At 64.3% G+C, this 13,468-nt stretch carries 13 protein-coding genes; 7 read left to right on the forward strand and 6 right to left on the reverse strand.

All coding sequences use genetic code 11. The annotated features are described in order from the left end of the window. The first annotated feature begins 155 nt into the window (after positions 1-155). From FHS69_RS05790 to FHS69_RS05805, 4 genes are all read left to right on the forward strand, one after another. Entirely contained in the window at positions 156-974 is an 819-nt protein-coding gene (locus FHS69_RS05790; protein WP_166776870.1) for an aldo/keto reductase, read from the forward strand. 64 nt (positions 975-1,038) lie between these two features. Continuing rightward, complete coding sequence (locus FHS69_RS05795; RefSeq protein WP_166776871.1) at positions 1,039-2,106, forward strand: DUF5694 domain-containing protein; 1,068 nt, start codon at positions 1,039-1,041, stop codon at positions 2,104-2,106. Between the two features lie 47 nt (positions 2,107-2,153). After that, positions 2,154-3,104 carry an oxygen-dependent tRNA uridine(34) hydroxylase TrhO gene (gene trhO, locus FHS69_RS05800; RefSeq protein ID WP_166776872.1) on the forward strand — a complete coding sequence of 317 codons (951 nt, stop codon included), beginning with the start codon at positions 2,154-2,156 and terminating at the stop codon, positions 3,102-3,104. Continuing rightward, positions 3,097-3,702 carry a glutathione S-transferase gene (locus FHS69_RS05805; RefSeq protein WP_166776873.1) on the forward strand — a complete coding sequence of 202 codons (606 nt, stop codon included), beginning with the start codon at positions 3,097-3,099 and terminating at the stop codon, positions 3,700-3,702. The genes trhO and FHS69_RS05805 overlap by 8 nt, the downstream gene beginning before the upstream one ends. Here FHS69_RS05805 and FHS69_RS05810 read toward each other — a convergent pair. From FHS69_RS05810 to FHS69_RS05820, 3 genes are all read right to left on the reverse strand, one after another. Further along, entirely contained in the window at positions 3,699-4,811 is a 1,113-nt protein-coding gene (locus tag FHS69_RS05810; RefSeq protein WP_166776874.1) for an ATP phosphoribosyltransferase regulatory subunit, read from the reverse strand. The genes FHS69_RS05805 and FHS69_RS05810 overlap by 4 nt on opposite strands. Before the next feature lie 28 nt (positions 4,812-4,839). Next, positions 4,840-6,423 carry a phosphoglycerate dehydrogenase gene (gene serA / locus FHS69_RS05815; protein WP_208380093.1) on the reverse strand — a complete coding sequence of 528 codons (1,584 nt, stop codon included), beginning with the start codon at positions 6,421-6,423 and terminating at the stop codon, positions 4,840-4,842. Positions 6,424-6,520: 97 nt separating this feature from the next. Beyond that, positions 6,521-7,678, reverse strand: a complete 1,158-nt coding sequence (locus tag FHS69_RS05820) for a phosphoserine transaminase (RefSeq protein ID WP_166776875.1) — start codon at positions 7,676-7,678, stop codon at positions 6,521-6,523. Between the two features lie 222 nt (positions 7,679-7,900). Between FHS69_RS05820 and FHS69_RS05825 the strand changes: the two genes are divergently transcribed. Further along, positions 7,901-9,070, forward strand: a complete 1,170-nt coding sequence (locus tag FHS69_RS05825; protein ID WP_166776876.1) for a glycosyltransferase family 4 protein — start codon at positions 7,901-7,903, stop codon at positions 9,068-9,070. A 1-nt stretch (position 9,071) separates the two neighbouring features. Here FHS69_RS05825 and FHS69_RS05830 read toward each other — a convergent pair whose 3' ends face one another. Together FHS69_RS05830 and FHS69_RS05835 are read right to left on the reverse strand one after the other, a co-directional pair. Further along, positions 9,072-9,494 carry a hypothetical protein gene (locus FHS69_RS05830; protein ID WP_166776877.1) on the reverse strand — a complete coding sequence of 141 codons (423 nt, stop codon included), beginning with the start codon at positions 9,492-9,494 and terminating at the stop codon, positions 9,072-9,074. A 72-nt stretch (positions 9,495-9,566) separates the two neighbouring features. Continuing rightward, on the reverse strand, positions 9,567-10,226 hold the full coding sequence (locus FHS69_RS05835; RefSeq protein ID WP_166776878.1) for a PadR family transcriptional regulator: 660 nt from the start codon (positions 10,224-10,226) through the stop codon (positions 9,567-9,569). Between the two features lie 100 nt (positions 10,227-10,326). Between FHS69_RS05835 and FHS69_RS05840 the strand changes: the two genes are divergently transcribed. Together FHS69_RS05840 and FHS69_RS05845 are read left to right on the forward strand one after the other, a co-directional pair. Then, positions 10,327-11,643 carry a replication-associated recombination protein A gene (locus tag FHS69_RS05840; protein ID WP_166776879.1) on the forward strand — a complete coding sequence of 439 codons (1,317 nt, stop codon included), beginning with the start codon at positions 10,327-10,329 and terminating at the stop codon, positions 11,641-11,643. 2 nt (positions 11,644-11,645) lie between these two features. Beyond that, a complete protein-coding gene (locus FHS69_RS05845) occupies positions 11,646-12,527 on the forward strand; it encodes a hypothetical protein (RefSeq protein WP_166777080.1) in 882 nt (293 codons plus the stop codon). Here FHS69_RS05845 and FHS69_RS05850 read toward each other — a convergent pair. Further along, complete coding sequence (locus tag FHS69_RS05850) at positions 12,524-13,465, reverse strand: glutaminase (protein WP_067469095.1); 942 nt, start codon at positions 13,463-13,465, stop codon at positions 12,524-12,526. The two genes, FHS69_RS05845 and FHS69_RS05850, sit on opposite strands and share 4 nt — an antisense overlap. Positions 13,466-13,468 lie beyond the last annotated feature (3 nt).

Raw genomic sequence — 13,468 nt, forward strand, 5'->3', positions numbered from 1 at the left:
ATCCACGAGGTCCTTCGACAGGACTCGACCAAGGGATGGAATGGAGAAGCGGGCACCCGCTTCAAATGCGGGGCGCGGGTTAGGCGGCGGAGCCTGCCCCGTCAAGCCGCGGAAACATGCGCCGTGTCGACCATTGGTGAACCAAAGGAGACATCATGACCGATTACCCCACGCTCACGCTCAACGATGGCCGCCAGATCCCGCAGCTTGGCTTCGGCACTTACAAGATCGACGATGCCGACGCCCCCCAAGCGGTCAAGACCGCGCTCGATGTCGGCTATTGGCTGGTCGATACCGCAGCGATCTATGGCAATGAGGAAGGCGTCGGCAAAGGCGTCGGCGACTGGTCGGACATTTTCCTGCAGACCAAGATCTGGAACGACAGCCAAGGCTACGACCGGACGCTCAAGGCGGCGGACAAATGCCTCGGACGGCTTGGCCGCGATCATGTCGACATGCTGCTCATCCACTGGCCCTGCCCTCAGAAGGACCAGTTCGTCGACACCTGGAAAGCGCTTGTCGAACTGCGCGATGCAGGCAAGGCGAAGTCGATTGGCGTCTCGAATTTCCGCGCCGAAGACCTGCGGCGCATCGTCAATGAAACCGGTGTAGTGCCCGCGCTCAACCAGATCGAACTGCATCCGACCTTCCAGCAGCGCGAGCTGCGCGCAGTGCACGAGGACATGGGCATCGTGACGCAATGCTGGTCGCCGCTGGGCCAGGGTGCTGGGATCGAGAACGACACGATCGAAGCGATTGCGGGCGAAACCGGCCAGCCTGCGAGCGCGGTGATCCTGCGCTGGCACCTGCAGCACGGGCTGTGCCCCATCCCCAAGGCATCGAGCCGCGACCACATCGAAGCCAATTTCGCCGCGCTCAAGTTCGAACTGTCCGACGACCAGATGGGCCGTATCGACGCGCTCGACGATCCCGAAGGACGCATCGGGCCCGAACCGGGCAATTTCGAGGGCTGATCTCCCCTCGCTTGACTGTATTATGAGGACATGACACCTCCCGACCCGTAACTGGGAGAATGTCATGTCCTTGATTCTGGCGGTGCTCATGGCCGGCACCCCGCAAACCGTCGCCGCACCCAGCGATCCCGTAGAGATCGTGGACGCCGCTGCGCAAGAACGCGGCGATAAGGGCGAGGTCCTCGTTCTGGGCACGTCGCATCTCAGCTCGCTGCCCGACGACTTCGACCGGACGCGCTTCGAACCGCTGATGGACCGGCTGGCCGAATGGCAGCCCGAGGCCGTCGCGATCGAGAATTTGGGCGGCGCACAATGCGACTTCCTGCGCGCATATGCGCACGATCACATCGATACGGCAGACACATACTGCCCCGATCCAGCACCCGCACGCGATGCGCTGGCAATGACCGCCCCCCAGGCAGACCGCGAGATCGGCGAAATCCTCGCCGACGCAATGGCGGAGCGCCCCCCGGCGCAAAGGCGCAGGCTTGCGGTCCTGTTACTGGCCATCGGCGAACCCGAATCCGCGCTCGTCCAATGGCTTCGCCTGCCCGCATCGGAACGGCATGCCGAGGGTGCATTGACCGCGGAACTAGCGGCCATGCTCGAGCAGCGCGAGACCCGGCTGAACGAATCGAGCCTGATCGGCGCGCATCTCGCGGCACGTCTGGGTCACGAGCGCGTCTATCCGGTCGACGACCATACCGGTGACATTGCCGCCCATCCAATCGTCCCCGAGGTCTACGGCCGCGAGATGCGCGCGATCTGGGATAACGAGGCCGCTGCCGAAGGACGCGCCGCGCACGAACGCTTGCAGGAAGCGGTTGTCGACGAAACCCTGTCGGTGATCGATTGGTACCGGCAAATGAATTCCGATCGCATGGCAGAACTGGCCATGCGCGGCGACTTCGGGGCTGCCGCAGCTTCCAAATCGCCGGGCAACACCGGGCGCAAATATCTCGCCTATTGGGAGACGCGGAATTTGCGGATGATCGCAAATCTGCGTGTGGTCGTTGGTGGCGGCAAGCGCGTTCTGGCAATCGTCGGGGCATCGCATGTGCCGCATTACGAGCGCTATCTGCGCATGTTGAGCGATGCCACCCCGGTCGAGGCGGAGGTCGTGCTCGATTGATGCACGGGGGTGTATGCGGCGGCAAGCCCTGCTAACGGGGCGCGGACATGTCCAACCTGCCGATCCGCATTGCTGCGCTGTACCAATTCGCGCGTTTCGATGACCCCAAGGCGCTGCGTGCGCCGCTGCTCGCGCTGTGCGAGGCAAATGGGGTACGCGGGACCCTGCTGCTTGCGCGCGAGGGCATCAACGGGACCATTGCGGGCAGCGATTCCGGCGTGGAGGCGGTGCTCCGCCATATTCGTGCTCTGCCCGGCTGCAATGCGATCGAGGTCAAGGAATCGCGCGCCGAGGGCCTTCCCTTCCATCGCACCAAGGTGCGGTTGAAGAAGGAAATCGTCACCATGGGCCAGCCCGATCTCGACCCGCTTGCAGGCGTCGGCACCTATGTCGCACCCGAGGACTGGAACGCGTTGATTTCCGATCCCGACACGATCGTGATCGACACCCGCAACGATTACGAAGTCCAGATCGGCAGCTTCGAGGGAGCGATCGATCCGCAGACCACCAGCTTCCGCGAATTCCCCGAATGGTTTCGTGCCAAGCGCGCCGAGCTCGAAGCCGAAGGTCGCAGCCCGAAGATCGCCATGTTCTGCACCGGCGGGATTCGCTGCGAGAAGTCGACCGCCTTTGCGCGCGCAGAGGGGGTGGAAGATGTCTTTCACCTCAAGGGCGGGATATTGAATTACCTCGAGCACGTGCCCGAAGACGAAAGCCTGTGGCGCGGCGAATGCTTTGTCTTCGACGAGCGCGTTAGCGTGGGCCATGGTCTCGCACCGGGCGATCACGGCCTGTGCCGCGCCTGCCGCAGGCCGCTGGACCGTGACGACATGGCGCATGCGCATTATGTCGAAGGCGTTTCCTGCCCGCGCTGCTACCCGGAACGCAGCGACGAGCAGCGCGCCCGCTATGCCGAACGGCACCGTCAGGCGGAGCTCGCCCGATCGCGCGGGGAAGATCACATCGGCAGGCGCGAGGAGCCAACCACTGATGGCTGAAACGCTCCTCTACAGTTTCCGCCGCTGCCCCTACGCAATGCGCGCGCGCATGGCGCTGAGCAGCAGTGGCATGGAGTACGAACATCGCGAGGTGGTGCTGCGGGACAAGCCGCCGGAAATGCTGGAGGTCTCGCCCAAGGGCACCGTGCCCGTGCTGGTGACCGAGACAGGCAAGGTCATCGAGGAAAGCCTCGACATCATGCGCCATGCCTTGGCGGTGGAGGACCCCGAAGGCTGGCTCGAGCGCGACGACCCCGAACTGGTCGCGGCCAACGACGGACCGTTCAAGCATCATCTCGACCGGTACAAATACGCGACCCGCTATGCCGAGGTGGACCCGGAAGAACACCGGTCGGCCGCGCTCGACATTCTCCGGCGACTGGAAACACGGCTGAAGTCGGATACATATCTGTGCGGCGCGAAGCGCGGGCTCGCGGATATCGCGATATTCCCGTTCATCCGCCAGTTCGCCAATGCCGATCGCACGTGGTTCGACGCGCAGTCGTTACCCCGGCTGCAAGACTGGCTGGAACGGCTGATCACATCCGAATTGTTCACCGGCGTGATGGCGAAGCACGCACAATGGAAAGCGGCCTAGAGCGGCCTGGGTTCTGCCCCGTCGAGCCGGTGCGAGCAACCGAGAGCGGCTGCATCGTCGCCATCCGACACTGCCGCCACGGTCCGCCATCCAACGGCGCGCAACCGCGCGGCGACATCGCGATCGTGCCCCAGCGGCAGGAACAGTCGATCGCGCGTATCCGCTTCTGGGCCGCCCAGCGCATCGAGCAGCGGATCCATATAAAGCGAGAAGCCGGTCGCGGGTTCGTCGCTGCCCTTGATGGTATAGGTCCCGCCGCGACCGAGCGCGCCGCGGGCTCCTTCGCCATACAGCGTGAAGCCGAACCAGCTCTGATATTCGAAGCCGTGCCGTTCGGTCGGGTCGAGCGTGACGCGCGCGCGGTCGCCGATGGTCGTGGCAATCGCCCGTAGCCCCTCGATCCGGCTGGCCAGGGCACCGCCCGCGTCGAGTGCGGAAAGCTTGTCGATCGCTTCGTCGAAAAGACCCGTCGCATAGAGCAAGGGCAGGTAAGCCTCGCCGCCCGCTTCGCGCAGCCCGCCCGCATCCTTGGTATCGAGCTCGCGCCGCACCGCTGCGCGCTTGTCCGCATCGAGCGGAAGCGACGTGGCGGCCAGAGTATCAACCAGATCGGGCAACGTGAAATCGATCGATATGTTTGTAACGCCGGCAGCGCGCAGCGCGTCGATCGCTACCGAAACCACCTCGCTCGCCGCCGCGACGCTGTCGGCCCCGATCAGTTCGGCACCCAGTTGCAATCGCTGGCGTGCAGGGTCCAGCTGGTCGGCGCGCAGCAGCGCAACATCGCCAGCATAGCATAGCCGCAACGGCCGCGGGGCTGCTGCCATACCGGTCGCCGCAATGCGCCCGACCTGCACGGTCATATCCGAACGCAGCGCCAGAGTGCGCAAGCTGTCGGGATCGGTGAAGCGGACCATCCGCCGCGTGGCGACACCATCCATGCGGCCGGCCAGCGAATGCTCGAACTCGACCAGCGGCGGGCGCACGCGGTCGTAACCATGCGCATCCATCGCATCGAGAACGGCGCGCATTGCGCTGGTGATGGTCCGGGCCCGCGCAGGCAGCGCGTCTTCGAGCCCGACGGGCAGGAGGTCGTCTTGGCTGGTCATGATGCCGCGCCCCCTGCCCTATCGTTCGTCAGAATGCCAGCGGCATGACGGTCTTGACGCCTTCGAGCGCGCAGGCCGCCTTCACCACCTCGTCGGGGATCGGCTGGTCGACACTGAGCAACAGCACCGCTTCGCCACCCGCCGTGCGGCGACCGAGATTGAACGTGCCGATATTGATGCCGTTTTCACCCAGCAGCGAACCGATCCGGCCGATGAAGCCGGGCGCGTCCTCGTTGACGATGTAGAGCATGTGCCCTTCGAGCTCGGCCTCGATTCGCACGCCGAAAATCTCCGTCAGGCGCGGCGCGTCGGCACCGAACAGCGTGCCGGCCACCGAACGGTCGCCCGCCTCGGTGCCCACGGTCACGCGCAGCAGCGTGTTGTAAGCGCCTTCCTTCTCATGGCGGATCGAGCGGATATCGAGCCCGCGCTCTTTTGCCAGGTAGGGCGCGTTGACCATATTCACCGTGTCGGAATACTGGCGCATCAATCCGGCGAGGACCGCGCCCTCGATCGGCTTGCCCGAGAGTTCGGCTGCCGCGCCTTCGCGCTCGATCGAGATCTTGGTCAGATTGCCATGCGCAAGTTGACCGACAAGGCTTCCGAGGTTTTCCGCAAGACCCATGTAGGGGCGCAGCTTGGGCGCTTCCTCGGCGCTGAGGCTGGGCATGTTGAGCGCGTTGGTCACCCCGCCATTGACGAGATAGTCGGCCATCTGCTCGGCCACCTGGAGCGCGACGTTGACCTGCGCCTCGGTGGTGCTGGCGCCAAGGTGCGGGGTACAGATGAAATTGGGCTTGCCGAACAGCGGGCTGTCCTTGGCCGGTTCGCTCTGGAACACGTCGAGCGCGGCCCCGGCAACCTGGCCGCTGTCGAGTGCGTCGGCCAGCGCCGCCTCGTCGATCAGCCCGCCACGTGCGCAGTTGACGATCCGTACGCCCGGCTTCGTCTTCGCCAGGTTCTCAGCCGAAAGGATGTTGCGCGTTTCATCGGTCAGCGGCGTGTGCAGCGTGATGAAATCGGCCCTTGCCAGCAGCGTTTCCAGATCGGCCTTCTCGACACCGATTTCGACCGCGCGATCCTCGGTCAGGAAGGGGTCGTAGGCGACGACCTTCATCCGCAGGCCGAGCGCGCGGCTGGCGACGATGCTGCCGATGTTGCCCGCGCCGATCAGGCCCAGCGTCTTGCCGGTTACCTCGACGCCCATAAAGTCGTTCTTGGGCCATTCGCCCGCCTGCGTGCGGACATTGGCGGCAGGGATCTGCCGCGCCAGCGCGAACATCATCGCGATGGCATGTTCGGCCGTGGTGATCGAATTGCCGAATGGCGTGTTCATCACCACCACGCCCTTGCCGCTGGCATAGGGGATATCGACATTATCGACGCCGATGCCGGCGCGGCCGATGACCTTGAGGTTTTCGGCAGCGTCGAGGATCTCGGGCGTGACCTTGGTCGCGCTGCGGATGGCAAGGCCATCGTACTGGCCGATCACCGCCTTGAGTTCGTCGGGCGTCATGCCCGGCTTCACGTCTACGTCGCAGCCGCGCTCTTCGAAAATGCGTGCGGCGTTCGGGTCCATCTTGTCCGAAATGAGGACTTTGGGTTTGGTCATGATTTTTTCTCTCGTCATCCCAGCGAAAGCTGGAATCGCTTTCGATTTGGTCGGAGCGAGCGGATAGCGGTCCCAGCTTTCGCTGGGACGACGCCGATTATGCCGCTTTCACCTGCTCGTAGGCCCATTCGATCCACGGCAGGAGACGCTTGAGGTCTTCCTGCTCGACCGTGCCGCCGCACCAGATGCGCAAGGACGGCGGGGCGTCGCGATACCCGTTGAAGTCGTAACCGACGTCGCGATCTTCGAGCAGCTTGACGATCTTTTTCGGCACCGCGGCCTTATCGTCGTCGGACAGGCCATCGTACCATTCGCCCTGGAAGACGAAGCACACACCGGTGTTGGTGCGCTTGGCCGGATCGGCAACCATGTTGCGCAGCCACGGCGTTGCCTCGATCCAGTCGAGCACGATTTTGGCATTGGCATCGGCGCGTTCGAACATCGCCTTGCGCCCGCCCATCGCCTGCGCCCATTCGAGCGCTTCGATGTAATCCTCGGTCGCCAGCATCGACGGGGTGTTGATCGTCGCACCTTCGAAAATGCCGGTGTTGATCTTGCCGCCCTTTTTCAGGCGGAACAGCTTGGGCAGCGGCCACTCGGGATCGTAGTCCTCGATCCGCTGCACCGCCTTGGGGCTGAGGACGAGCATACCGTGCTGCGCCTCGCTGCCCATCACCTTCTGCCAACTGTAGGTCGTGGCATCGAGCTTGGCCCAGTCCATCTCCATCGCGAAGACCGCGCTGGTGGCATCGTTGATCGTCACGCCTTCGCGGCCCGGGGCAAGCCAGTCGGTATTGGGGATCTTGGCACCCGACGTGGTCCCGTTCCAGGTGAACACGACGTCATTGTCCTGCGGAATGCTCGCCAAGTCGGGAATCTCGCCGTAATCGGCGTCCATTACCTGCAGGTTCGGCAGCTTGAGCTGCTTGACCGCATCTTGGATCCAGACATTGCCGAAGCTTTCCCACGCCGCGACGGTCGCCGGGCGATCGGGGCGCAGCATGGTCCACATCGCGCATTCGAGCGCGCCGGTGTCCGAAGCCGGCATGATCCCGACGAGGTAATCCTCAGGCACGCCGAGCATCTCCTTCGACAGGTCGATGGCATATTTCAGCCGCGACTTGCCGAGCGCGCTGCGATGCGAGCGGCCGAGCGATTCGGTTTTGAGATTGGCGGCAGACCAGCCTTTGTGCTTGGCGGTCGGACCGGACGAAAAGAAAGGGCGCTCGGGTTTGAGCGTTGGTTCGGCAGTCATGTATTCTCTCCTTGCAGAGAGCTCGCGCGGCGTTGGGACCGCGTGGCCCGTCGCCCGCACTAATGTTGCGCGGTGGGGAGTCAATGCGAAACAGCTTTACTGCGATGAAGCGGACCCGTGATACGACCGGTGCGATGCCAACCATGGCCCCGACTGACACACGCCACGCGGCCCATCGTCGCGGATAGACGCCACAACACAACTTCCCTAAAGCGCGCCCAAATGGATGTGACCGATCTTCGCATCGCTCTGTTTAGCGGGAATTACAATTACACCCGCGACGGCGCGAACCAAGCCCTCAACCGCCTGGCAGGCTACCTGCTCAAGCGCGGCGCGGGGCTGCGTGTCTACGCGCCCGTGGTCGCCGAGCCCGATTTCCGGCCGACCGGCGATCTGGTCAACGTGCCCAACGTCCGCATGCCGGTGAAGGGCCGGGGCGAATACCGCCTCCCGCTGCGGATCGACGATCGCGTCCGCGCCGATCTGGACACGTTCAAGCCGAATCTCGTCCACCTGTCTTCGCCCGATCCTGTCGCGCATGCCGCGCTGAAATGGGCGCGCGAGCGCGATATTCCCGTCCTTGCATCGGTCCATACGCGGTTCGAGACCTACCCCCGATATTACGGACTCGGTTTCCTCGAACCCGCGGTCGAGGCGATCCTCAGGCGGTTCTACCAGCGGTGCGATGCGCTGGTTGCCCCCTCGCAGAGCCAGATCGAAGAATTGCGTGCGCAGCGGATGCATGACGATATCTCGATCTGGTCCCGCGGGGTCGATCGGACGGTCTTTCATCCGTCGAAGCGCGACCACAAGTGGCGCCGCGCGCATGGTCTGGCGGATGACGATGTCGCAATCGTCTTCCTCGGCCGGCTGGTGATGGAGAAAGGCCTCGATGTCTTCGCCGAAACGATCGTCCAGCTCCGCCAGCGGCAGGTCCCGCACAAGGTGCTGGTGATCGGCGACGGTCCGGCGCGCGAATGGTTCGAGAAGGCCTTGCCGGGCGGGATCTTCGCCGGCTTCAAGACCGGGAAAGACCTGGGCCAGGCGCTGGCAAGCGGGGATATTTTCTTCAATCCGTCGATCACCGAGACCTTCGGCAACGTCACGCTCGAGGCCATGGCCTGCGGGTTGCCGGTCGTCGCAGCGGGCGCAACCGGGGCGGCCAGCCTCGTGCAGGACGGCGCGACCGGTCGCCTCGTGCCACCGGACAGGCCAGAGGTCTTCGCACCCGCATGCGCGGAGGCGCTGGCTCCCTATTGCACGGACGACAACCTGCGGCTTCTCCATGGTGCCAATGGCGAGGAAGCCGCTGGCGCCTACACGTGGGATGCGATCAATCAGGCGGTGCTCGACACCTATCTGCGCCTGATTGCCGGTCGCCGCGGGTCCTAGCTCAACGCAGCACGCCCGCAGCCGCCATGCGGCGCGAGTACCACAGCGAAAACAGCGTCGTGATCCAGATGGCTGCCATGAGCACCGGGTTCCGCAGGCTTTCGGGAATCTGCGACACCACCAGCTCGAAATAGGTTGTCCCGACAAGCCCGATCGTCGCAATCAGGAATGCGGCGAATGCGATCTTGCGGCGCAGCAGTAACAGGATCGATCCCGCGAAAGCGCCCCAGACCCCCAGCGCCCAGGCACCGTCAGCCCAAGCGGGAAAGGAATCGAAATAAGCGATCTGATCGGCAGTCATGCCCAGATCCGCCAGACTGCCCGTTTGCGTCATCGTGTAGCTGTAAATGCCGATCGCATTGAACAGCAGCGTGGCAATCCCCACCACCCATAGATGCCAGGGCGTTCTGATAGCGCTCGTCATGACCAATCCTCCTCCGTGGCGACCTCGCCGGCAAGACTAGCGCCCTGCCCGCGGATCGCCAAATGGCAGGGGTCAGAGCCGCTCGATCTTCTTGGCAAGCTCGTCGACCAGATCGACGATTTCGCGCACCGTATCATCGTCGAGTTTGCCCGAACGCGCGCGGTTCTTCAGCACGCTGGCGAGATTGCCGACCGCACGGAACATCTCGGGCGTGGCATAGGCCCGGCGATGCTCGCCGTGACCGGAGAGGCGATGAAGCAGCGCTTCGGCCTCGTCTTCCCGTTCTTTCAGTTCCTCGAGACCCGCCGGGGTAGCCTCGTAAGCCTTTTTCGCGTCATCGCTGGCGACGTGCGCGATCGCGCCTTCGTCCTCCAGCAGCGACAGCGTGGGATAAACCGTACCCGGGCTTGGCGCATAGGCGCCCTCGGTCAGCTCCTCGATGTGCTTGATCAGTTCGTAGCCGTGGCGTGGCTGCTGAGCGAGCAAGTAGAGCAGCACCAAACGCAATTCGCCGCTGGCGAACATCCTGCCTTTCCCGCGCCGACGGCCGCCAGACCATCGGCTCCCTTCGCCGAAAATGCCGTCGGGGCCGAACGGGCCGCTGTCACCGAAAGGTCCGTGATCCCCAAAAGGCCCGTTCTGGCCGAAGAAGCCGCCTTTTCCGGCCCACGCCGATGGATCGAAACTGACGCGCCAATTGCGGCGGCGTCCTCCACATTGATCGTGTTGCATAGCAAAATTCCTCTTTCTGATAGGTCTACGATATATCGTAGATACGTCGAAATACAAGACCCTCGTCAATGCTTCGACCAAGACCTACATCGGCGATCCAATGGCAGATCTGTTTCCCGACGAACTACCGCAACCGCAGTCCCCGGATGCGCCGCGCGAAGACGCTCCACTCGCCGACCGGCTGCGGCCGGCGACGCTGGAGGATGTCATCGGGCAGGAACACCTGACTGGCCCCGAAGGCGCAATCGGCCGGATGGTCGCGGCGGGCCGCCTGTCGAGCATGGTCCTGTGGGGGCCGCCCGGCACTGGCAAAACGACTATCGCACGATTGCTCGCGGACAGTGTCGGCATGCGTTTCGAAAGCGTCAGCGCGGTGTTCAGCGGTGTCGCCGATCTCAAGAAGGCCTTCGCCGCAGCCGACAAGGCGGCCGAAGCGGGGCAACGTACGCTGCTGTTCGTGGACGAGATCCACCGCTTCAACCGTGCGCAGCAGGACGGCTTCCTGCCGTTCGTCGAACGCGGCACGGTGACGCTGGTCGGCGCGACCACGGAGAATCCCAGTTTTGCGCTCAATGCGGCACTGCTCAGCCGCGCGCAGGTCCTGATCCTGCAGCGGCTCGATCACGATGCTCTGGGCCAGTTGCTCGACCGCGCAGAGGCGCTCGAAGGCCCGCTGCCGCTCACTGCCGAAGCGAAAGACGCGCTCGTTGCCAGCGCCGATGGCGACGGGCGGTTCCTGCTCAACCAAGCGGAGACGCTTTACAACGCGAAGATCGGCGAACCGCTCGACCCGGCGAGGTTGGGTGCGTTCCTCCAGCGGCGCGTCGCAGTCTACGACAAGGATCGCGAAGGGCATTACAATCTCATTTCTGCGCTGCACAAGGCAGTGCGCGGCAGCGACGTCCAGGCGAGCCTCTATTACCTCGCGCGCATGCTGACTGCGGGTGAGGAGCCGCGCTTTCTCGCGCGACGCCTGATCCGGATGGCAGTGGAAGACATTGGCATGGCCGACCCGCAGGCGCTGGTGCAATGCATGGCGGCGAAAGATGCCTATGAGTTCCTCGGCAGTCCCGAGGGCGAACTCGCGCTGGTCCAGGCCTGTACCTATCTTGCCACCGCGCCCAAATCGAATGCGGTCTACAAGGCCCAGAAGGCATCGTTCCGTTCGGCCAAGGAAACCGGCAGCCTGATGCCGCCGCAGAACATCCTCAACGCACCGACCAAGCTGATGAAGGACATCGGCTACGGCTCGGGTTACAGCTACGATCACGATGCGGACGATGGCTTCTCGGGTGACGATTACTGGCCCGAGGAGATGGAACGGCAGGCCTATTACCAGCCGGTCGAGCGCGGTTTCGAACGCGAGGTGAAGAAGCGGCTCGACTATTGGGACAAGCTGCGCCGCGAGCGCGAGTGACCATGACTGCGCGCTTCCGCCAATTTCTAGCGATCGACTGGTCGGGAGCTAAAGGTCCCGTACAGAAAGGCATCGCGCTCGCCCTGGCCGATGGTGCCGGCGGGCCGCCCGTGCTGGTCGAGCGCGGTCGCGGCTGGTCGCGCAGCGACGTTCTGGCGCTGCTGCGCGAGGATCTACCCCGCGATACGCTGGTCGGTGTCGATCTGGGTATTGCCCTGCCCTTTGCCGATTGCGGTGCCTATTTCCCGGGGCGCGACGTGCTGCTGCCCGATGCACCCGAGCTGTGGGCGCTGATCGACGAGATCTGTGCTGACGACGCGAACCTCGCCGCGCAGAGCTTTGTCGATCATCCCGACTTCGCGCCCTACTTTCGCAACGGCACCCTGACCGGCGCGCAATTCGGCTGCGATGGCGCTGCACACGGGCGGGGCCGTTTTCGCGTAACCGAGCACGCGCAGGCGCAGATGGGGTGCAAACCCTATTCCAATTTCAATCTGGTCGGCGCCGCGCAGGTCGGCAAGTCGAGCCTTACCGGGATGCGCATGCTGCACCGCCTGCGTGATCATCTGCCGGTCTGGCCGGTCGACCCTCTCCCCGGCCAAGGGTCGGTTCTGGTCGAGATCTACACCAGCCTCGCCGCACGCGAGGCAGGTCGCAGCGCGGCCAAGGCGAAGATGCGCAGCCACGAGGAACTCAACGCTGCGCTGGCTAGTCTCGGCAGCATGCCCGTCAATGGCCATGGTCCGATCGACGATCACTCCTCCGACGCACTCCTGACCGCGGCATGGTTGCGGCGTGTAGCCGACGAACCGGAGCGCTGGGCGCCATGGGCGCTAACCCCCGATCTTGCCCGCACGGAAGGCTGGACCTTCGGCGCGTTCTAGATCTCGGGCAATTGCCCGCTGAAGACCGACCAGCCGGTCCTCCGCGCGATTTCTGCCAGTGCCTTGGCGCCGAGCAGGCTCGTCCCCGCACGATTGAGCCCGGGCGACCAGACCGCGATCGCGGCACGGCCCGGAACGCTGGCGAGGATTCCCCCGCCCACGCCCGATTTGCCTGGAAAGCCGACCTCGAAAGCGAATTGCCCCGAATTGTCATAGTGGCCGCACAGCAGCATGAGCGCATTGATGCGCCGCGCGCGGCTGGCGGAGCACATTTTCTGTCCCGTCACCGGGTCAGTGCCGTCGAACGCCAGGAACAGCGCACTTTCGGCCAGCTGCCGACAGCTCATCGATAGCGCGCATTGACGGAAATAGACCGATAGCACCTCTTCCACCGGGTTCAGCAGCCGCCCGAAATCGGCGAGGAACCATGCCAGCGCGCGATTGCGTTCGCCCGCCTCGCTTTCGCTGCGCGCGACATCTTGGTCGAAATCGATCTGCGGATTGCGTCCCATCCGCCGCAGGCGATCGATCAGGTCGCGCACCGCTTCGTCCACCCCGCGCCGGCCGATGAAACGATCGGTGGTGACGATGGCGCCCGAATTGATGAAGGGATTGCGGGGTATGCCCTTCTCCTTCTCGAGCTGCACGATCGAGTTGAAGGCATCGCCCGACGGTTCGCGACCCACCGCGTCCCACAGCGCCGATCCCTCTCGCTCGAGCGCTAGCGCCAGTGCAAACACCTTGGAAATCGACTGGATAGAGAACTTCTCGTCCGCATCGCCGGCGCAGGCGACCTGTCCGTCATCGGTCGCCAGCGCGATCCCGAACTTGCATGGATCGACCGCTGCGAGGGCGGGAATATAGCGCGCGGGCGTGCCCCCGCCGCGCTCGTCGGCAAGGGCATTCCACGTATCGGTGACGATTGCCTGCAAATCCATGCG

Source organism: Qipengyuania flava (genome assembly GCF_011762005.1).
In the GTDB taxonomy this organism is placed as follows: Bacteria; Pseudomonadota; Alphaproteobacteria; order Sphingomonadales; family Sphingomonadaceae; genus Qipengyuania; species Qipengyuania flava.

Bases quoted from the DNA above. Each gene is read 5' to 3' on its own strand.
- FHS69_RS05810 (WP_166776874.1), bottom strand. From the start codon at position 4,811: ATGACCAGCCAAGACGACCTCCTGCCCGTCGGGCTCGAAGACGCGCTG.
- FHS69_RS05790 (WP_166776870.1), top strand. From the start codon at position 156: ATGACCGATTACCCCACGCTCACGCTCAACGATGGCCGCCAGATCCCG.
- FHS69_RS05835 (WP_166776878.1), bottom strand. From the start codon at position 10,226: ATGCAACACGATCAATGTGGAGGACGCCGCCGCAATTGGCGCGTCAGT.
- serA (WP_208380093.1), bottom strand. From the start codon at position 6,423: ATGACCAAACCCAAAGTCCTCATTTCGGACAAGATGGACCCGAACGCC.
- FHS69_RS05795 (WP_166776871.1), top strand. From the start codon at position 1,039: ATGTCCTTGATTCTGGCGGTGCTCATGGCCGGCACCCCGCAAACCGTC.
- FHS69_RS05845 (WP_166777080.1), top strand. From the start codon at position 11,646: ATGACTGCGCGCTTCCGCCAATTTCTAGCGATCGACTGGTCGGGAGCT.
- FHS69_RS05825 (WP_166776876.1), top strand. From the start codon at position 7,901: ATGGATGTGACCGATCTTCGCATCGCTCTGTTTAGCGGGAATTACAAT.
- FHS69_RS05820 (WP_166776875.1), bottom strand. From the start codon at position 7,678: ATGACTGCCGAACCAACGCTCAAACCCGAGCGCCCTTTCTTTTCGTCC.
- FHS69_RS05805 (WP_166776873.1), top strand. From the start codon at position 3,097: ATGGCTGAAACGCTCCTCTACAGTTTCCGCCGCTGCCCCTACGCAATG.
- trhO (WP_166776872.1), top strand. From the start codon at position 2,154: ATGTCCAACCTGCCGATCCGCATTGCTGCGCTGTACCAATTCGCGCGT.
- FHS69_RS05830 (WP_166776877.1), bottom strand. From the start codon at position 9,494: ATGACGAGCGCTATCAGAACGCCCTGGCATCTATGGGTGGTGGGGATT.
- FHS69_RS05840 (WP_166776879.1), top strand. From the start codon at position 10,327: ATGGCAGATCTGTTTCCCGACGAACTACCGCAACCGCAGTCCCCGGAT.
- FHS69_RS05850 (WP_067469095.1), bottom strand. From the start codon at position 13,465: ATGGATTTGCAGGCAATCGTCACCGATACGTGGAATGCCCTTGCCGAC.